The sequence below is a fragment of the Falsiruegeria sp. JB4-1 genome, assembly GCF_055693495.1.
Genome location: NZ_JBVFTZ010000001.1, coordinates 415,183 through 434,595 on the forward strand (window position 1 = coordinate 415,183; position 19,413 = coordinate 434,595).

The 19,413-nt window shown below is 57.1% G+C and carries 14 protein-coding genes and 2 pseudogenes; 7 read left to right on the plus strand and 9 right to left on the minus strand.

What is annotated here, in order from left to right; translation table 11 throughout:
- Positions 1–10: 10 nt before the first annotated feature.
- From ACZ1HE_RS02025 to ACZ1HE_RS02060, 8 genes and pseudogenes are all read right to left on the minus strand, one after another.
- Positions 11–157: a hypothetical protein gene (locus ACZ1HE_RS02025; RefSeq protein WP_472619344.1), complete on the minus strand. Its 147-nt coding sequence runs from the start codon at positions 155–157 to the stop codon at positions 11–13.
- The gene (locus tag ACZ1HE_RS02030) at positions 154–903 is read right to left on the minus strand and encodes a sterol desaturase family protein (protein ID WP_472619345.1); all 750 of its coding nucleotides are present in this window, start codon (positions 901–903) and stop codon (positions 154–156) included. The genes ACZ1HE_RS02025 and ACZ1HE_RS02030 overlap by 4 nt, the downstream gene beginning before the upstream one ends.
- Positions 904–1,054: 151 nt before the next feature.
- Positions 1,055–1,585 (minus strand): RNA 2',3'-cyclic phosphodiesterase, encoded by a 531-nt coding sequence (gene thpR / locus ACZ1HE_RS02035; protein WP_472619346.1) that lies wholly within the window; start codon positions 1,583–1,585, stop codon positions 1,055–1,057.
- A gap of 41 nt (positions 1,586–1,626) precedes the next feature.
- Complete coding sequence (locus ACZ1HE_RS02040) at positions 1,627–2,364, minus strand: maleate cis-trans isomerase family protein (RefSeq protein WP_472619347.1); 738 nt, start codon at positions 2,362–2,364, stop codon at positions 1,627–1,629.
- Positions 2,361–3,428 (minus strand): pyridoxal phosphate-dependent aminotransferase, encoded by a 1,068-nt coding sequence (locus ACZ1HE_RS02045; RefSeq protein ID WP_472619348.1) that lies wholly within the window; start codon positions 3,426–3,428, stop codon positions 2,361–2,363. Before ACZ1HE_RS02045 ends, ACZ1HE_RS02040 begins: the two co-directional genes overlap by 4 nt.
- Positions 3,429–3,477: 49 nt before the next feature.
- A pseudogene (locus ACZ1HE_RS02050) lies at positions 3,478–5,072 on the minus strand (hydantoinase B/oxoprolinase family protein).
- Positions 5,069–7,171, minus strand: a complete 2,103-nt coding sequence (locus tag ACZ1HE_RS02055; RefSeq protein ID WP_472619349.1) for a hydantoinase/oxoprolinase family protein — start codon at positions 7,169–7,171, stop codon at positions 5,069–5,071. The pseudogene ACZ1HE_RS02050 and the gene ACZ1HE_RS02055 overlap by 4 nt, the downstream one beginning before the upstream one ends.
- A gap of 179 nt (positions 7,172–7,350) precedes the next feature.
- Entirely contained in the window at positions 7,351–8,898 is a 1,548-nt protein-coding gene (locus tag ACZ1HE_RS02060) for a class I adenylate-forming enzyme family protein (protein ID WP_472619350.1), read from the minus strand.
- A gap of 199 nt (positions 8,899–9,097) precedes the next feature.
- Here ACZ1HE_RS02060 and ACZ1HE_RS02065 point away from each other — a divergent pair.
- From ACZ1HE_RS02065 to ACZ1HE_RS02095, 7 genes and pseudogenes are all read left to right on the plus strand, one after another.
- Positions 9,098–10,728, plus strand: a pseudogene (locus tag ACZ1HE_RS02065) (GMC family oxidoreductase).
- Between the two features lie 13 nt (positions 10,729–10,741).
- Complete coding sequence (locus ACZ1HE_RS02070; protein ID WP_472619351.1) at positions 10,742–12,367, plus strand: long-chain-fatty-acid--CoA ligase; 1,626 nt, start codon at positions 10,742–10,744, stop codon at positions 12,365–12,367.
- A gap of 124 nt (positions 12,368–12,491) precedes the next feature.
- Positions 12,492–13,331, plus strand: a complete 840-nt coding sequence (locus ACZ1HE_RS02075; RefSeq protein WP_472619352.1) for a flagellar motor protein MotB — start codon at positions 12,492–12,494, stop codon at positions 13,329–13,331.
- A 98-nt stretch (positions 13,332–13,429) separates the two neighbouring features.
- Positions 13,430–14,731, plus strand: a complete 1,302-nt coding sequence (locus ACZ1HE_RS02080) for a flagellar hook protein FlgE (RefSeq protein WP_472619353.1) — start codon at positions 13,430–13,432, stop codon at positions 14,729–14,731.
- Positions 14,732–14,767: 36 nt separating this feature from the next.
- Positions 14,768–16,219 carry a flagellar hook-associated protein FlgK gene (gene flgK, locus ACZ1HE_RS02085; RefSeq protein ID WP_472619354.1) on the plus strand — a complete coding sequence of 484 codons (1,452 nt, stop codon included), beginning with the start codon at positions 14,768–14,770 and terminating at the stop codon, positions 16,217–16,219.
- Positions 16,220–16,222: 3 nt separating this feature from the next.
- A complete protein-coding gene (locus tag ACZ1HE_RS02090) occupies positions 16,223–17,230 on the plus strand; it encodes a flagellin (protein WP_472619355.1) in 1,008 nt (335 codons plus the stop codon).
- Complete coding sequence (locus ACZ1HE_RS02095; protein ID WP_472619356.1) at positions 17,227–18,327, plus strand: flagellar basal body P-ring protein FlgI; 1,101 nt, start codon at positions 17,227–17,229, stop codon at positions 18,325–18,327. Before ACZ1HE_RS02090 ends, ACZ1HE_RS02095 begins: the two co-directional genes overlap by 4 nt.
- A gap of 10 nt (positions 18,328–18,337) precedes the next feature.
- Here ACZ1HE_RS02095 and nadE read toward each other — a convergent pair whose 3' ends face one another.
- Positions 18,338–19,330 carry an NAD(+) synthase gene (nadE, locus tag ACZ1HE_RS02100; RefSeq protein WP_472619357.1) on the minus strand — a complete coding sequence of 331 codons (993 nt, stop codon included), beginning with the start codon at positions 19,328–19,330 and terminating at the stop codon, positions 18,338–18,340.
- Positions 19,331–19,413: the final 83 nt, after the last annotated feature.

A 19,413-nucleotide genomic window follows, 5' to 3' on the forward strand; every position in this document is an offset into this window, starting at 1 on the left:
CGCTGGCTCCTTATTCCGCTGGCGTTTTGGGTTTCGACTTCGGTTCCCACCCCGGTGGGTGGATCAGAACGCCGATCTTGTTGAAGAAGCCCGGCATGTTCCAGACATCCCGCCCAAGACGATAAAAACCGTGGAAGAACGCAACAAAGGGGTTCACGCTCTCGATAGGAGTGACAAGGCCGTAGACCACTTTTTCGTCTTCGCGCGCAAAGGTGCCGAACATGCGGTCCCAGATGATGAAGATCCCGGCATAGTTCTTGTCCAGATACCGGGGTTCGACCCATGGTGCACGCGGTGATGCGACGGCGTGTTCATGATCGCCTCGATCGGGCGGGGCAGCTTGCGGATCGCCTCGGTGTGAAGAATGGTCTGATAGACCTGCACAAAGATCTCGGCAAAGAAGATCACGAAGGGGTGGAAGCCCAAGAGCGCCAGTGGCAGGTGAAACAACAGCGGCCAGATACCGTCCATAGGACCAAATCGATAAGCGACCGAGATATTGAAGAAGGGCGAGCTGTGGTGAACCGTATGCGTGGCCCAGGCAAAGTTCACCCGGTGCATGAAACGATGTTCCCAGTAATAGGTGACATCGGCCAGGATTACGCAGATGATCACCGTGACCCAGGTGGTCTCGATGTCAAATATCGCAAATTGATAGACGTAGAAGAACGTCGAGACATAGAACAACCCGACGACTAATGCAGCAGTCACAATGAACATCGCAAGAGTGAGGTAGTTGGTGATCGTATCCCCGATCAAGGTCCAGCTCAGTTGTTTCTTAATAGCGTAGCGGACCATCTCGAACGCGAGATAGACCAGAGCAATAACAAAAAAGTAATCATTTACCAGCGTCTCCAGATAGGACACGTATTCGTTGCTGATGGGGGCAAAAAACTGTTCCATGCGCTCTCCTCCTGTGTGTTGGGTGGCCTTTGGCGATGGAAGTAAAATAGAATGTCGTTCATGACAATTTAAGGGGAAGCCCTGCCCAAAATCCGGTCAAACGCGTATTTTTGGGTCATGTTTTCCTTACCTTCGAACCTGCAACGTCGTGTCAGATCAACTCGTATTCAGCCAGAGGGTAATAAGTCGGCCCCTCAGGGCGCAAAACAGATTCGTACATTGCAAAACTCGTGGCCACACCCGCAGCATGGGTGAACGCACCCTCGGCGCTCAGGAACGGGACAACTAATTGCGCTTCATGGGGTTTTAACCGCGCAAGAGTCACATGCGGATGAAACTTACGCTTCTTCAGGGTGATCCCAGCCCGGCGAATGGCCTTGGAAACCTCACGATGCAGCGCCCTTAAGGCATCCGACAAGTGGACATCCGCAAAAACCAGCCGTGGCGCATCCCCACCAAAGCAACCCACCCCGCGCAGGTTCAGATCAAAGGTGGAGGCCCGGATCAGCGACAGCTCTTCATGCAGCGCTTCCAGTGCTGCCTCAGGTTGGTCATCCAGAAACGCCAAGGTCACATGCAGATTCTGAGGCTCAACAAGATGACCGGCACGCAGGTTACGCTGCAGGTCGATCAGAACCGATCTTGTCTGAGCCGCGAGAGGGAGAGCGAGAAAGCTGCGCATTTGCACACCGTAGTCCTGCTTGCCGAGGCGATTCAACGACGTCAAAGTCGATCGAACAACCGTCCCGGTAACCGATGGTGGCGGGGCAGGTTCAGAGCCTGCATGAGGCAGAACATCATCGCCTGGTTCGACGTCACCACTGGTTTGTCCAACTGGGCCTCGACCCGCTCAATCACTTCGACCGAGCGCATGTCGGTACAGCTGAGCACAATGGCCTGAGCATCGGGGTGATCCGCCTGACAAGCCAGACCGAATACCTCATCCGGGGTGAGTTCGCCTTGTCCGTAGTTCCCCAACTCACGCCCCACGTCGGCGCATTTGACCGTTTCGATCCCATTCTCGGCCATGAACGCCATCGCCTGCTCGTTGATCTCTCCCATATAGGGCGACGAGAACCCCACTTTGGCCGCACCAACAGCCTTGATCCCCGCGATCAGCGACCCCGCAGCGGTGAGCGACACCGCCCCCGACCCCGCCTTGATTTGCGCGGCCAGACCGGCATCAAAAGATGGCCCGTGCGTCAGTGTGGCTGAAGTGCAGCCATAAAGAACCACATCGGGCCGCACACCCGAGATCATCCGCAGGTCATAGCTGATGTCAGAGGCCCCCAGCCCCGCCATCTGATCCAAGCCGGGGATTTCATCGACGTCATAGCCACCCATACGCTGGAAATGCACCGTTGTATTTGGCGGGCGCAACAGCTCCATATCAGGCTCTAAATTGGTGTTTGTGAATGGGACAAGCACACCAATCTTGGCCGCGGTCCGGGTTTCAGTCATGTCAGCACTCCTTTTAGAACATCGCGTGCGCGGTCCATGATCTGAGGCGCACAAATAGTCGCGCGCAGGCAATCCGACAGGCCATATCCGCCCATGCCGCGCATCAATAGGTTTTGGGAGCGCAAAGCGGCGTCTGCTGCTTGTGCCTGTTCAGAAGAGGTGAAGCGAAGCAGAACAAAGTTGGTATGACTTTGCGGTACCATCAGTCCTATTGCTCTACAGTCATCAGCAAAGCGGTCGCGGATTTCGGCAGTCTTGGCGACCACATCCCGCATATGGTCCTGATCGCGCATCGCGGCTGCAGCTGCTGCCTGCGAAGCAATCGAGATGTTGTTGGGGTTGAGCAGTTTGCGCACCTCGTCGGCAATCGCAGGCGGGAAATAACCCCAACCGGCACGCGCGCCCGCCATACCATAGGCCTTGGACAAGGTTCGCATCACCACCGTGTCACCCCGATTTACAAGCGCGAATATTTCAGACGGATCGTTTTGTGTATCCGAAAACTCGGCATAGGCCTGATCCACCACCAGCATGATGTCCCCAGGCAGCGCGTCGCGCAGGCTGATGATTTGGGCATTGCTGATCAAGGTGCCTGTTGGGTTGCCCGGATTGCAGACAAAAACGATCCGTGTCTGCGGCGTTACGGCAGCCAGGATGTCACCCACGGATACGGTCAAATCAAGTTCGCGCGCTTTGACGTAGTCTGCCTGCACCTGGGCCGAGGCCGACGAGACAAAGGCGTAGCCATAATCGGTTCCCAAAACCCGATCGCCTGAACCCGCATAAGCGCGGATCAAGCAACCGATCAACTCCATTGACCCTGCTCCGCAGAGGATCATATCAGGGTCTAATCCGTGGATTTTTGCAATCGCAGCCCGCAAGTCGGGCCATTCAGGGTCAGGGTACGACTGCAGCTCTGCCATCGCCGCTCGCCCGGCTGCGATAGCTGCTGGACTAGCCGGAAAAGCGCTTTCGTTTTGGGCCAGAGAGATCGTATCGACCCCACCCAAGTCGGCCAGAGCATAAGCGGCCATCGCGCCCACATGTGGGACAGGTTTGATCATGATGTGCCCCCGTAGATTTTGACGCCCTCTTGGCTAACAAGCCCACGTTTCAAATCCAGCGCCAACGCCTCTGGGTCGCGCTCAGCGGCGTTACCAAAACCGCCTCCCCGGGCGTTTCAAAGATCAGATAGTCACTGGGCTCGACCCGCAACTCTCCTTTACCTGGCAGATCATTGTCTTTGTCCCGGAACCGGATGCGCCCCGGCGCGCCGGGCTGGCCGCCCATGCGGCCCAAGGCCGGGAATTTCAGCCTTTCCACAGACAAGAATACAATGAAGGGTGCGCCGTTGGACGAGCTCATCTCGATCCGCTGCCCCAAGCCGCCACGATACTTTCCTGCGCCACCCGAGTCTGGCCGCAATTCTCGTCGCCACATGACAACCGGGGCGACCGCCTCGGTAATCTCAACCTGCGAACCAAAAACGCCTGACGGATAGGCGGTTGCGGACAGGCCATCCGCATGTGGCCGCGCACCGGTGCCACCGTTATGAACCGGTTCGATGGCAAACTCGCGTCCGCCGTTCGCAGCAACTTCGGGCGCGTGGCGCATAGGCAGGTCGAACATGCAGGACGCACCCTCGGCTGGCACCTGATCCGGCAGCGCCTGATGCAGGCAGCCCAACACCAAATCCGGTGTCACCTGTCCCAGCGTGTGGCGCATGGCTACCGGGACGGGACGTTGAGCATTCAGAATACACCCCTTGGGCCCGTCCACAGTAAACGGCTCCAGCGAGCCGGCGTTGTTCGGGATATCCGGCCCGACGATGCAGCGCAGGGCAAAGACAGTATACGCCGTGGCATAGTTCAGTGGCACGTTGATGCCCTTGGATGAACATCCCGAAGTGCCAGTGAAATCCACATGAATCCCCTTATTAGAGACTGTCAAAGTGGCATGCAGTTCCAACTCGTTCTCGTACCCGTCCATCCGCAGGACGTTCTTGTAGACACCTTTGGGCACCTCGGCGATCGCCTCTAGTGTGCCACGTCGCGAGGTGTCGATGATGTAACTACCAAGCTCTTCCAGATCGTCAATTCTAAACTCTTCCATCATGGCCACGAGCCGGTTCACCCCCACTTCACAACAGGCGACCAGCGCATAGATGTCGCCTTCGTTGGCGATGGGTTCGCGGGAATTGGCACGGACGATGTCCATAAGCAGAGCGTTCAGCTCACCCTGGTCGACCAACTTGCAGGGGGGATCAACAGCCCCTCGTCATAGATGTCCGAGCCTTCGGGGCCCATGCCCAGACCGCCCAGGTCGACAAGGTGTGAAGTGCAGGAGGTGAAGCCCACCACCTTGCCATCCTTGAACGCGGGCATCATCAGCAGGAAATCGTTCAAATGCCCCGACGCCAGCCAGGGGTCGTTGGTCATGTAGATGTCGCCGGGTTTCATGTCCTGAACAGGGAACCGCTCGCGCAGATGCAGCACCGCCTCGGCCATCGTGTTGATGTGTCCGGGCGTGCCGGTCACGGCCTGTACCAGCATCCGGCCGTGCACGTCGAAAATCCCCGCGGATATGTCGCCGCATTCGCGCACAATCGGGCTGAAGGCGGCGCGGATCAAGGTCTGACCCTGCTCCTCGACCACGGCTAGCAGGCGGTTCCACATCACTTGCAATCGGGCAGTAGAGGTCTGGGTCATGCCGCGCCTCCTTTCTGGTCTTGGATAAGGACAAGGTTGCCGATGGCATCCACGTGGGCTGAGAAATCGGCTGAAACGAGCGTTGTGGTCTGCGGCTCGGTGATGAGGGCAGGGCCCGCAACGCCTTGCCCAGGTCGCAAATCTGTTCGGGCAACAAATGCGGCTTCTTTCCGGGTGCCCTCAACATCACACAGGATCGGGTGCGTCTCTCCTGGCTCCATCATTGTCAGTTCCGGCATCTTCGGCGTTGTTGGAACGGCATCATCTGGCGTCGCCACCTGTACCGCCCAGTTGAGGATTTCGATCTGCATCCCCGGCACCGGGCGCGAGAATTGTTTGCGATACTCTTTCTCAAAAACCCTTATTAGAGGCTGAATATCGCCCATTTTCAACGCTCGATCCGGCAGCGCGATCCCAATCTCATGCCCTTGCCCGTTGTAGCGCATAAACGCACTGCAACGGGTTTCGGTGGCGCGGTTCCCGGCACCCAGAGAGACCACTGCCTTGGCCTCGGCGATCATCTCGTCAAAGAGGGCGTTCACCTCGTCCAGGTCCAGCGTGTCGAGCAGCGAATACCGCGACCGGACGATCTCAAAGCTCACTGGCGCGAAAAGGAACCCAACCGCTGATCCGACACCCGGGTTGGGTGGGATCACGATGCGGCTGATACCAGCCGAGCGGGCAACGCGGGTGGCATGCAACGGGCCGTTGCCACCAAATGCGATCATGGTGCGGGGGCTAAGATCCTTGCCAGATTCCACCGCATGCATCCGCCCGGCGCTGGCCATGCTTTCATCCACAATACGGCTAACCCCATCGGCTGCCCCCATGGCGTCGGTGTTCAATTTGGCCCCAATCACCCTTGTTAGAGCCGTATTTGACGCCTCGGGATCGATGCTGATGTGTCCTTCGGCAAAGGTATCGGGTACGATGTAGCCAAGCGTGATGTCACTGTCGGTCACGGTGGGCTCGGTGCCGCCACGGCCAAAGGCCACAGGTCCGGGTTCGGACCCCGCGGATTTGGGCCCGACGGTCAGGCGCCCCAATCGGTCGACCCCCGCGATGGAGCCACCGCCCGCGCCGATTTCGATCATCTCGATCACCGGAATGCGTACTGGCATGCCCGATCCCTTGATGAAACGAGCTGCACGGGCGATTTCGAATTGGCGAGACGTCTGGGGGCGGGCGTTGTCGATCAGGCAGAGCTTGGCTGTGGTGCCGCCCACGTCGAACGACAACACCTCATCAATTCCGGCCTGTGCGGCGATCCGTGCGGCCAGGATCGCGCCACCGGCAGGGCCGCTTTCGACCAGGCGGACAGGAAAGCGCGCCGCTGTTTCAACCGTGCACATACCTCCACCTGCAGTCATCATCAGGATCGGGCAGGTCACGCCTTCGGCCTGAAACTGTTCAACAAACCGCTTCAGGTAACTTTCCATCAGTGGCTGGATATAGGCGTTGGCCACGGTGGTGCAGAGCCTGTCAAACTCGCGCGCCTCGGGGCTGACGTCGGATGAGATTGAAATGGTCAGGTTGGGGCGTTTTTCGACCAGTACATCGCGCAACCGGCGTTCGTGCGCAGGGTTGGCATAGGAATGCATCAGGCAGATCGCCACAGCCTCGGCCCCGCTTGCGTCGATGTCGGTCAACAAAGTGTCCACGGCAGCATCTTCCAGCTCGATCAGCACCACACCTTCGGCGGACATGCGCTCGCGCACGGTCAGAGCGCGTTCGCGGGGCACCAGCAGATCGGGCTTTTCCAGGTTGATGTCATACTGCGAATACCGCCGCTCATAGGCGATTTCGAGAATATCCCGGAACCCTTCGGTGGTGACCGTTGCCACTTCGGCCCCGCGCCTCTCGATCAGGGCATTGGTGGCCAGGGTGGTGCCGTGGATGAAACCCGTCACCTCGGTCAATGACCGCCCCGACTGTGCCATCACCCGCGCCGCGCCTTCCATTGCGCCGTCAGCTGGGTTGCGATGGGTGGTGAGTGTCTTGGTCGAGGCCAAGATCGTTTCTTCGCCTTCGACAAGCACTGTGTCTGTAAATGTACCGCCAATATCGATGGCGAGGCGCAGCATGTCTGTTGCTGTCATGTTGTCTTCCAAAAAAGCAGGATCGTGGGGTCGCGAAAATGGGCCGATGCCCTTAGTGCGGCACCAGGTTCGCGCCCGTCGCGCGGCGATCCATGCGTTTTGGAATTATCCCAGTCATGAGCACATCATGCGGGCGCCACGGGTCAAGTCTGTGCTGAAAACGACATGCCCGGTAAAAATCAAGTGCGGTCCCAATAGGGCGCGCGCAATTCGCGCTTCAGGATCTTACCGATCGAACTGCGCGGCAGGTCATCGCGCAGCTCCACCCGTGACAGGCGCTGTGTCTTGCCAAGCAGAGCGTTGGCCCAGTTCATGATTTCGTCACCTGTTGTCTGACCTTCCGGTCTGCGCACGACCAGGCCCAATGGCGTTTCGCCCCACTCCTCGGACGGGATAGCGATCACGGCAACGTCTGCCACGTCCGGATGATCGCGCAGCACCCGTTCCAGATCAGCGGCATAGATATTGAAGCCACCCGACAAGATCATGTCCTTTTTTCGGTCCATTAGCGTCAGGAACCCATCGGTATCAAACCGACCCATGTCGCCGGTGCGGATGAAATCCTCGCCTTGAGGGCTACGCCATGTGGCCTCTCGCGTCTTGTCATCTGCATTCAGATAGCCCTGCATCATCGCGCCTGCGCGCCCGACCACTTCGCCGAACTCTCCCGACGACAGTTCGTTGCCATTGTCGTCAATGATCCGCGCGTCGCAGCCCTGAACCGGACGGCCCACGGTGTCGAGCTTGTCGGGGAAGCTGGCACAATCCAGAACGGTGCTGATCCCGCCTTCGGTCATGCCGTACAACTCGAACAGCTTGCCGGGCCAGCGATCCAATATGTCCCGGATTAGCGGCGCAGGCAGTGGCGCCGAGGTTGAGAGTTTGGTGCGATAGCTCGACAGGTCATAATCATCAAACGACGGATCGCGCATCAGCCGCATGTATTGCACAGGCACCAGCATGGCGTGGGTGACCGCATGCGCCTGCGACAGTTCCAGAAACTGCAATGTGTCGAATTTGGCCATGCTGACAACCGTTCCCCCACGCGCCAGTACCGGTAACACCGCTACCTGTGTCGTGTTGGAATAAAGCGGTGTCGACATCAGCAAGCGCGAGTCTTGATCCAATCCAAAGACCGGCATCCGCATCAACTGTCGTCCCCGAAACAAGTGATCGTGAATGATCCCCTTGGGCGTGCCGGTCGTGCCAGAGCTGTAGATCAGATCGAACAGACTCTCTGGCGGGACGGCTACCGGGTGTTCCAAGGGCACGCCAGTGGCCCAATCGAACAGGTCGCGGTCCAGTACCGCGTCGGCAAAACCGAGCGCGGTAGCCATTTCGCTGTGCCGGGCAGAGGCAAACCGCAGCCGTGCCCCGCAATCGCCCAACATCTTGGTCAACACATCAACTTGGGCACTGGTCGGCAAAGGTACCATCGCACCGCCTGCGAGGATCACACCCGCGTAGAACGTCAGATAAGCCGCCGAATTGTCGGCCAAGGCGGCCACAGGCGTGCCCGGACCAACGCCCTCTTGTTGCAGTTTTGCCGCCACGCAGCGCGCATGGTGATCAAAGCTACGCCAGGTCAGCGACACCACCTCATCCACAACCGCGATCTGATCCGGCCGTTCACTTGCGTGTCGGACAAAGGTGGTTCCGAAATCCAGAAACGCGATATCGTCGGATTGTGGCGCGGTAATGCGGGCGGGCGAATGTGGCAACGTCATCTCTCGTTTCGACTTTGGGCAATGTCGCAACCCTTGCCGAAACATGTCCACGCTTCAACTGTTGATACACAAACGGACCTTGCGACGGCACGTCGGCCAAGACCCGCCGGTCACTCGATCTGACGCCCGGTCAAAGTGGACAACGCCACCCCTTGCAGGGCTTCATGACGCCATACAACGACAACAGGGGGAGAGACCTATGTCGTATGATTACGTGATCGTCGGAGGAGGGTCCGGCGGATCGACGCTGGCCGCACGCCTGAGCGAAGATCCAAACACAACCGTCTGCCTGCTTGAGGCCGCAGCGGGCGCGGCGACAGTATTCTGGTGCGTGCACCAGCCGCCGTGGTGGCAATGCTGCCCGGTAAACCCAAGATCAACAACTGGGCGTTTGAAACAGTTCCCCAAGAAGGCCTGAAAGGGCGGCAAGGGTATCAGCCGCGCGGTAAGGCACTTGGTGGGTCGAGTGCGATCAATGCCATGCTTTACGTGCGCGGCCATTCAAAGGACTACGACGAATGGGCTGATCTCGGCTGCAACGGCTGGGCCTGGGACGACGTACTGCCCTATTTCCTGAAAGCGGAAAACAACCAAAACGGCGCCAGTGACATGCATGGCGATGGCGGTCCGCTACAGGTCTCTGACCAGCAATCCCCCCGCCCAATCTCGCAGGCCTTTGTCGAGGCCGGAGAGGCGATGCAGATCCGCCGGGTCGAGGATTTCAACACCGGCGACAACGAAGGCATCGGCCTGTATCAGGTGACGCAGTTCCACGACCCGGAAAAGGTGGGTGAGCGCTGTTCTACAGCGGCGGCTTATCTACACCCGGTCATGGATCGCCCCAATCTGACCGTCATCACCGACGCTCACGCCACACGCATTGTGTTTGAGGGCAAGCGCGCCGCTGGCGTCACCTATCGCAGCGGCAAGGCCGACCATGAGGTGCGCGCAGACAAAGAGGTGATCCTGTGCGGCGGCGCATTCAACTCGCCGCAGCTGCTACAACTGTCGGGCGTTGGGCGACCGCAAGACATCACACCGCACGGAATCCAAATGGTGCACGAATTGCCAGGCGTAGGTCAGAACCTGCAAGACCACCTGGATTTCGTGCTGGGTTACAAAACGGCGGACAAGGATAACTTCGGGATCGGGCTGTCAGCTTCTGTCAGCCTGCTCAAACATATGGCGGCCTGGCGCAAAGATGGCTCGGGCATGTTGGCAACGCCCTTTGCCGAAGGGGGTGCGTTCTTCAAGACTGACCCCAACCTCGACCGGCCCGACGTACAGTTGCATTTCGTGATCTCGGTTGTCGATGATCATGCCCGCAAACTGCATCTGGGTCACGGCTTCAGCTGCCACGTCTGTGTGCTGCGCCCCAAGACGCGAGGCGAGGTCACGTTGAACTCGGCCGACCCTATGGATGCCCCCCGGATCGATCCAAAGTTCCTGAGCAACGACGAAGATCTGGCCGTGCTAATGAAAGGCACGCGCATGACACGCGACCTGATGCAGACGCCGCCACTCAAAGGGTACATCAAATCCGAGATGTTCATCGACAACGAACCCTCGGACGCCGAGCTTGAAGATCACATCCGCTCGCGCGCGGATACGATCTATCACCCGGTTGGCACCTGCAAGATGGGTGTTGATGAGATGGCCGTGGTGGACCCGGAACTACGTGTGCGCGGACTCGAAGGGCTGCGCGTTGTAGATGCCTCGATCATGCCACGGCTGATCGGCGGAAATACCAACGCCCCCACAATCATGATTGCAGAAAAAGCCGCCGATATGATCCGCGCGGCGCAGGCTGCCTCACAAGCTGCAGAGTAAAGAGAGAGACATAATGCTTGGCAAAATGATGCATCAGCCGCTGACCATCAGCTCGCTGATCGAACACGCTGGTCGATACCACGGCGATACGACCGTGGTGTCCGTAGAAACCTCGGGCGAGGTTATCCACAGCAACTGGGGCGAGGTCGAGGCCAACGCCCGCAAGCTGGCTGCCGCCTTGGCGAGGCTGGGTCTAAAAACCGGTGACCGCTGTGCCACGATCGCTTGGAACAATCGGCGACATCTGGAGATCTATTTCGGCGTCGCTGGTGCTGGCATGGTCTGCCACACGATCAACCCGCGCCTGTTCCCGGAACAGCTGATCTACATCATAAACCACGCCGAAGATCAGATCCTGTTCCTGGACCGGACCTTTCTGCCGGTGGCGGCCAAACTCGGCGAGCATTTGAAGACGCTCAAGCATGTGGTGCTGATGGGGCCGCGCGATGATGAAGCCGCAGCGATGATCGACGGGCTGCTGTTTTACGACGAACTGATCGAAGCTGAATCCGACGAAGTCACATGGCCCGCGCTGGATGAAAATCTGCCCTCGAGCCTGTGTTACACCTCCGGAACCACCGGCAACCCCAAGGGCGTGCAGTACACCCACCGCACCACCGTGCTGCATTCAATCGCGGGCAACCAGCCGGACGGCATGGCGTTGTCGGCCAAGGATACGGTGATGGCCGTGGTGCCGATGTTCCATGCCAACGCCTGGGGTGTGCCCTACATCGCCGCCGCCATCGGCTGCAAAATCGTCTTGCCGGGACCGAACCTGGATGGCGAAAGCCTGGTAAAACTGATCGATGGCGAGCGGGTGACCGTCGCACTTGGGGTTCCGACCATATGGATGAGCCTGCTGGCGGCGCTGGAATCCACCGGGTCCAAAGCCGAAAGCCTGCAACGTACCGTTGTAGGTGGCTCCGCCCTGCCCACGGTGATGATCCCAACTTTCCGCGACCGCTATGGCGTCGAGCTGATCCATGCCTGGGGCATGACCGAAACCAGTCCGCTGGGCACGCTCAACCAGCTCCTGCAAAAGCATGAGGGGCTGTCGGATGCTGAAAAGGGTAAGATCCGCGAAGGTCAGGGACGGCCGCCTTATGGCGTTGAGTTGCGTCTGGTCGATGATGAGGGCACGCGTCTGGCCGAGGACGGCGAAACCCAGGGCAACCTGCAGATCCGTGGCCATTGGATCGTCGATACCTACTTCAAGGCTGATGGTCCCGCGCTGACCGATGACGGCTGGTTCGACACCGGCGACGTCGCCACAATCGACAGCGACGGCTACATGATTATCCGCGACCGCTCCAAGGATATCATCAAGTCCGGCGGAGAATGGATTTCGACCGTCGAGCTTGAAGATATTGCGATCTCGCACGATGCCGTGGCCAATGCCGCAGCCATCGCCGCCAAACACGCCAAATGGGATGAACGCCCCGTGATCATTGCGATCAAACATGAAGGTGTGGAATTGGACGAGGCCGCGTTGCTGGCGCATTACATCGGCAAGATCGCGTCCTGGCAGGTCCCAGATAGGGTGATCTTCGTCGACGAACTGCCCTTGGGCGGCACTGGCAAAGTACTGAAAAACAAACTGCGAGATCAATTCGGCGACGTCCTACTGGACGCGAACTGATTTACTCAGGGTCCCCTGCCAAGTTGGTCGGGGACCCGAAATTACCAACAGTTTTACCTGTTAGACATCTCTTAACGCCTGCCCTGATATCCCTGATCCCGGGTGATAAGAATAGGTGGTGGAGATGGGTGCGCAAACCAATGCGGCGCCAGTCATCATCAAACGAAAAAAGGTAATAGGTGGCGGTGGCCACCATGGCGGAGCCTGGAAGGTCGCATATGCGGACTTCGTGACGGCGATGATGGCCTTTTTCATGTTGATGTGGCTGCTGAATGCAACAACCGAAAAACAGCGAAAGGGTCTGGCCGACTACTTTTCGCCGACGATCCCGTTGAACCCTGTTTCAGGCGGTGGAAACGGTGCCTTTGGCGGGGACAACATGTTCTCGGAAAAGACCATGGCAATGAACGGGTCAGGGGCCAGCAATCGGTTTCGGTCCGACGGAAACAAGTCACGTGGTGCAACCGGTGTTGATAAACAGGGCGGGGAAAATGCCCTTCACGAGGAGTTCAAATCGCTGGAAGCAGCGTTGATGGGCCGTGGGGGAGAGAGTCTGGTCAGTAAGAAGGCGCTTAAGCACATTGTAACGAGGGTAACGGACGAAGGTCTGGTCGTGGAGTTGTTTTCAACCGAGAACGAACCGTTGTTTGAGAACAATTCAGATAGGCCGACCCCTTTGATGAAAGAGTTGTCCAAAATGGTCGTCCGGCATTCCGCACTGGTTTCGAACGGGATGGCGATAGGCGGTCATATTCGAGCGCATCCTGTAGTTCTGGCGCATAACCCAGTGTGGGAAATGTCGACTGAGAGGGCGACGCGCACCCGCACAATGTTCGAAGGATTCGGCATTGAGCCCGACCGTATCAAACGCGTGGCAGGTCACGCCGATCGTGAACTGGCGGACAGTAATCCGATGGGGGCAAGAAACGATCGGATCGAGATCGTTTTTTTACGCGAACAATAAAGCAAGATAGATTGGTTTTTAGTTGTTAGCCCGCTGTTAAGTGCTCCTACGCTAGCTGTTGCATCGAGAACTTACTGATGCAGTAGAAAGGCGTGTCCATGACGATTTCCTCCTCGCTGAATGCAGGTATTGCGGCACTGACCGCAAATGCCAGCCGACTGGCGTCGATTTCAGATAACATCGCGAACTCTTCGACTTTTGGCTACAAGCGGGTTGAAACTGATTTTCATTCACTTGTGAACTCTACGTCCGGCGGAAACTATTCTGCTGGCGGCGTCCGCACCACGACGCAGCGAATGATTGATCAGCGTGGATCTTTGGTCACGACGACCAATGCCACGGATCTGGCTGTTCGTGGTCGCGGAATGCTTCCTGTGGCTCAGTTTTCCGAAGTGGCTTCGGGCAATGGTAATCCGGGTATGTTGTTATCGACCACGGGTTCCTTTCGCGCCAATGACGAGGGCTATCTGGTCACCGAATCCGGTCTTGTTCTGATGGGGTGGCGTGCAAACCCGGATGGGACGATCCCCAACCTTCCGCGGGATACTTCGGATGGTCTTCGCCCTGTGCAATTGAGCGTGAATCAGCTGTCCGGGTCGCCCACGACGGAAATGAACCTCCGTATGAATCTACCCGCGACAGCGACGCAGGCAGGCTCGGCAGGAGAAACTCAACCGCTTTCAGTTGAGTACTATGACAACCTCGGAAAGTCGGAGAATTTGCAGATCGAACTGGTGCCGGTTGTTCCGGCAACCGGTGAAAGCAATCAATGGACTTTGATAATGCGTGACACCGCGTCGGGCGGTTCCATTGTCGGTGAATACACCCTGGATTTTGACGATAGCCGAACCCAGGGCGGAACCCTGGCCGGTGTCGCGGCCACTACTGGAGGGGCGTATGATCCGGCGACAGGCTCCATGGTTGTCAATGTTGCCGGGGGTCCAATGGAGATTAATATCGGCAGACTGAATGATCCCAACGGAGTAACTCAGCTTTCGGATACGTTTGCGCCTGTATCTATTACAAAGGATGGATCTGCCGTTGGGGCCATGACGCGGGTAGAGGTTGATGAAAATGGGTTCGTGCATGCGTTCTTCGATTCGGGCGCCAGCAGAAAGGTATTCCAGATCCCTCTGGTTGATTTACCGAACCCAAATGGACTGGTCGCACTGGACAGCCAAACCTATGAGCCGTCTCGCGACAGCGGAACGTTTTTCCTGTGGAATGCGGGTGATGGACCAACGGGAGACATCGCGTCGTTTGCGCGTGAAGAATCAACCACGGATGTCGCGGGCGAATTGACTGCAATGATTCAGACCCAACGGGCTTATTCGTCTAGCGCAAAGGTCATCCAAACCGTGGATGAGATGTTGCAAGAGACGACCAACATCAAGCGCTAAGCGACGTCAGAAACCATTGAATGATGGAGGTCTCCAATGTCCATTTCTTCGGCGCTCAATAACGCGCTTACCGGATTGTCAGCCGCCAGCCGGGCTTCAGGTGTTGTATCCAACAATATCGCCAACGCGCTCACACCTGGCTATGCGCGTCGATCTTTGGAGGTTACCGCCAATGGGTTGAGCGGCAATGGGGTTCGTGTCGTAGGCGTCAATCGCCACACGGATCCGATACTCACGTCCAACCGGCGCACAGCGGACGCGGCCTTTGGGTATGAAAAGGCAATCGCACGTTTTCATTCCGGGTTAGAGGGGGCCGTTGGAACAACCGAAGACCCTTATTCAATAACATCCAGATTGGCCGATTTCGAAAGTGCTTTGTTGCAAGCGGCAAGCTTACCCGATTCTACTATCCGGTTGGATTTGGCCGTCGCGGGTGCCAAGGATCTCGCAGGGTCTCTATCAGAGGCATCTGAACAACTTAGGATTTCAAGATCATCTGCTGATCAAAGTATTTCAACCCAGGTTGACCGATTGAACAGTTCTTTACGGATGGTTGAGGATTTGAACCAGAAAATCCAGTCTGTCGGTGGTTCTGGAGGCGACATCAATTCCTTGTTGGATCAAAGACAAAAGGTAATTGATGAGATCAACGCGATTGTCCCGATCAACATCGCGCAAAGAAGTAACGACAAAGTGGCACTTTTCACGGACGGCGGCGCGGTTTTGCTGGATGGGAAAGCCGCCGTTCTTGAGTTCGGACTTACGGGGCAAACGAAACCGCATATGACGGTTCAAAATGGCTTGTTGTCTGGTCTGGAAATCAATGGTGTCCCGGTTTCCACCCAGGGTTCGACATCTGCCATCCGCGGTGGAAGTCTTGCTGCAGAATTTGAGATTCGTGACGTTCTTTCTGTTCAGGCGCAAGAGGATTTGGACGCGGTGGCTCGGGATTTGATCGAACGTTTCGAAACACCTGGGCTGGACAGCACGGTTGCCGCAGGCCAGCCTGGTCTCTTTACGGATGAGGGAAACCGGTTCTCGGTTGCGGCGCCTGCGGGATTGGCAGGCCGAATTGAAGTCAATGCGGCTGTCGACTCGAACGCGGGTGGCGACTCTTGGAAATTGCGGGCAGGTCTGGGTGCGCTGACCCCAGGTGACCCCGGAGATTCACGGCTACTTCGGGACTTTGGGAATGTTATGTCCGAAAGTCGGGTTCAAGCCGACACGCGGTTTGGAACAGGTGATTTGACTGCCGCAGGCGTAAGTTCAGGTCTGTTGTCAAAAGTTGCGCTCGACAATGCAACCTCAACCAGAAGTCTGAGTTTTGCCTCCGCCAACAAAAGCGAAGCGACCAGGATCGAGCAGGCCAACGGTGTGGATACTGACGCTGAGATACAAAACCTCATTCTAGTCGAGCAGTCTTATGCCGCCAATGCTCGCGTCATCGAGGTTGTGGAGGAACTTATGGACACGTTGCTGAGGTTGTAGGTCATGAGTATTTCATCAATAGGCGATCTTGCTCAACACTTGGTTCTTCGAAACCGAAGCTCTCAGATCCGATCTGAAATTACGGAATTGACGCAAGAGCTTGCAAGCGGGCACGTTTCAGATGTGTCGTCCCACTTGAATGGAGAGTATTCGCATCTTGCGGACGTTCATCACAATCTTGGGCTAAACGAGGCGCTATCCGTTACAGCTTCCGAAACCGGGGTGTTCGCTGCAACCATGCAGCGCAGCCTTGAAACCCTTGACAACCGCGTCGCAGATCTGACGCAAAGTCTTGTAGCCATCGGAAATTTCGGACAGCAAATCAATAGAGAACAGGCGAGCCTGCAAGCTGAGAGCGAACTGAAGGCAATGATAGGGGCCATCAATCAATCCGTCGCAGGAAGAAGCCTGTTTTCCGGAGTGGCAACTGATCAGGTGTCTTTGCGATCGGCAGAAACGATCCTCCAGGAACTCCGAACAGTCGTTGGCCCTGGCACGACGGCGATCGACGTAGTTCAAGCTGCTACTGATTGGTTTGCTGATCCGGCTGGTTTCAATACGACGATTTATCAGGGCTCTGACCAGTCGCTTGCTGCATTCCAAGTGGGCAAGAATGATCATGTTTCCATCGACTTGCGGGCGGATAACCCTGTCATTCATGACGTTCTCAAGAATACCGCCCTGGCGGCCTTGGCAACAGACCCCGCCCTGTCGCTGGATCAAGCCGAGCGGACCGAGTTGTTGAAGTTGGCAGGTTCTGGATTGACGAATTCAAAAGACGACATCGTCGGGTTACGCGCCAACCTAGGGTACGTCGAGGATCGAATTGGCAAAGCCGAAGCCCGTAATTCGGCCGTAAAAACCAGTTTGGAATTTGCGCGTGAGGAATTGATCGGGGCCGACCCTTTTGATGTTTCCGTGCGACTTCAGAGTGTGCAATCGCAATTACAAAACCTTTACACGGTGACCGCAAGGACATCTTCTTTGACATTGGTGAATTTTCTGAGATGAGAAAACTGTTCTGTATCCTCCTTCTACTACTGTTTCCGGCGATGGTGTCAGCGGGTGCAATTCGCTTGAAAGACCTTGTCGATTTTGATGGTGTTCGAGGCAATGATCTTGTCGGTTACGGGCTTGTGGTCGGTTTGAACGGTACGGGGGACGGCCTGCGCAATGCACCGTTCACCGAAGAGATCATGAGCAATATTCTGGAACGCCTTGGGGTAAATGTGACAGGTGAACAATTCCGCCCAAAGAATGTTGCGGCAGTATTTGTTACGGCAGATTTACCACCTTTTTCTCGGGTCGGAAGTCAGATCGATGTGACTGTTTCAGCGATCGGAGATTCCAAAAGCTTGTTAGGTGGCACCTTGATCATGACCCCGTTGAACGCTGCCGATGGACAGATCTATGCTGTGGCGCAGGGGACTGTGCTGGCAGGTGGTGCCGTTGCAGAAGGAGAGGCGGCCAGCGTGGTGAGGGGTGTTCCAACTTCGGGCGTGATCCCATCCGGTGCAAGGGTGGAAAGAGAGATTGATTTCGAACTGGGCTCGCTTACCCAGATGCGACTAGCATTGAGAGAGCCGGATTTCACGACCGCGGAACGGATCGAAACAGCAATAAACAGGACATTCAACAGACGCGTCGCCTTAATGCGAGACTCCGGTACTGTGGAGATCGACATTTCTGCTACGCGATCGGCTTCGACGGCTCATGCCATTGGTCGCATTGAGAACATTCTGGTGGAGCCTGAGCGCAAAGCCCGTGTTGTGGTCGATCAACGCTCGGGAACGATTGTAATGGGAGATGACGTTCGCATTTCACGCGTGGCGGTGTCTCAAGGCAATCTTACGCTTCGCGTGGAAGAGGCACCTCTGGTTGTTCAACCCAACCCCTTTGCCGACGGAGACACCGTTGTCGTGCCCAGAACAAATGCCGAGATCGAAGAGGACGAAGGTATCGCCTTGGCCGAAGTCCCTGAGGGCACATCGTTGACTCAGGTTGTCGCCGGATTGAACGCGTTGGGTGTCTCACCACGGGACATGATCGACATTCTAAAAACCATCAAAGCCGCGGGTGCCCTGCATGCGGAATTTGTTGTGCGATGAGGCGCAGCCTCTATTTCAGAAGATCGGGAAGAAACAAGTGTCTGTCGATCCGACTTAGCGAGTCATATCGGGCCTCTCGTGGATGGGAGAGGTTAAATGTTCCTGCTCTTTTGTACCAGGTCCGGCCCAGGCGTCCAGCGACACAATCCAGCGCCCTGCTGCCCTCGGTGTCGTGACCAAATCCCAGGGCTTCAGGCAAAGTATCGAGGGTCAGGTCCGGTTGGGTGGACAACGCGTCAGCCGTTGCCAGGACCATGAGGTCCCATTGCAGATAACTGACCCCAAGTTGTGATTCATCACCCGCGCTGATGCCTAAACCGTCCGTTGGGGTTGCACGCCAGGTTTTTTCAGGTACGCCGATTGCGCGGGCCATCCATGGCACTTCCCACGATTTCAATAGCGACTGGATTGGGGCTACGTCACCCACGTCGCCATTCAGAGTCCAGAAACCGGCGGCCAATTCAGAGAAGTTGTCGGTGCTGGCAACGATTCCGCCATAGCGATGCGCTTGATCGTATAGCGTGATCATCCGTAGCCGCGCCCGAATATTTCCGCGTCGAATGCGCAAGCCTGCGTCGTCACCGTTGGAAAGGGCCGAGTCCAGCTTGGTCAACCCCTCAACCATTGAATGGAACTGTGGGGTTAGGTCGATGTTCTGATGTTCGATGCCAAGTGCGACGCAGGCCTCTTGGCCACGTTCGGTTTCTTCGGGGTTCTGCTCAATTGGCATGGTGTGCCCCACAACGCGCCATCCTGCCGCTTTGAAAAGCGCAGCCGTCAGGGCACTATCGACACCACCGGACATGCCGATGACTGCTGTGCCTATGCCGTTTTGAACTCGATAGGCCGCCAAGTCGGCGAGGATACGATTCATATCCGAGTGCAAGACATCTTGTGGGGCGAAAGCGCCACTTGCAATGCGCGCGTCAAGCTGGGCGTCGAACCATGGGCTCAGACCGCCGATATTGTTTTGACGCGACAGATCCAGGATATCAGATTTCATTGACGGCGGCCTCCGGTACCAGTGTTGGCAATCAGGTCATGCCGCATTCATAGCTGAGGGTCTCAGGAGAATGAAACCGAATT

Coding starts and splice junctions, on each gene's coding strand:
- thpR (WP_472619346.1), bottom strand. CDS start 1,585: ATGCGCAGCTTTCTCGCTCTCCCTCTCGCGGCTCAGACAAGATCGGTT.
- nadE (WP_472619357.1), bottom strand. CDS start 19,330: ATGAAATCTGATATCCTGGATCTGTCGCGTCAAAACAATATCGGCGGT.
- ACZ1HE_RS02095 (WP_472619356.1), top strand. CDS start 17,227: ATGAGAAAACTGTTCTGTATCCTCCTTCTACTACTGTTTCCGGCGATG.
- ACZ1HE_RS02045 (WP_472619348.1), bottom strand. CDS start 3,428: ATGATCAAACCTGTCCCACATGTGGGCGCGATGGCCGCTTATGCTCTG.
- ACZ1HE_RS02040 (WP_472619347.1), bottom strand. CDS start 2,364: ATGACTGAAACCCGGACCGCGGCCAAGATTGGTGTGCTTGTCCCATTC.
- ACZ1HE_RS02055 (WP_472619349.1), bottom strand. CDS start 7,171: ATGACAGCAACAGACATGCTGCGCCTCGCCATCGATATTGGCGGTACA.
- ACZ1HE_RS02090 (WP_472619355.1), top strand. CDS start 16,223: ATGAGTATTTCATCAATAGGCGATCTTGCTCAACACTTGGTTCTTCGA.
- ACZ1HE_RS02070 (WP_472619351.1), top strand. CDS start 10,742: ATGCTTGGCAAAATGATGCATCAGCCGCTGACCATCAGCTCGCTGATC.
- ACZ1HE_RS02080 (WP_472619353.1), top strand. CDS start 13,430: ATGACGATTTCCTCCTCGCTGAATGCAGGTATTGCGGCACTGACCGCA.
- flgK (WP_472619354.1), top strand. CDS start 14,768: ATGTCCATTTCTTCGGCGCTCAATAACGCGCTTACCGGATTGTCAGCC.
- ACZ1HE_RS02060 (WP_472619350.1), bottom strand. CDS start 8,898: ATGACGTTGCCACATTCGCCCGCCCGCATTACCGCGCCACAATCCGAC.
- ACZ1HE_RS02075 (WP_472619352.1), top strand. CDS start 12,492: ATGGGTGCGCAAACCAATGCGGCGCCAGTCATCATCAAACGAAAAAAG.
- ACZ1HE_RS02030 (WP_472619345.1), bottom strand. CDS start 903: ATGGAACAGTTTTTTGCCCCCATCAGCAACGAATACGTGTCCTATCTG.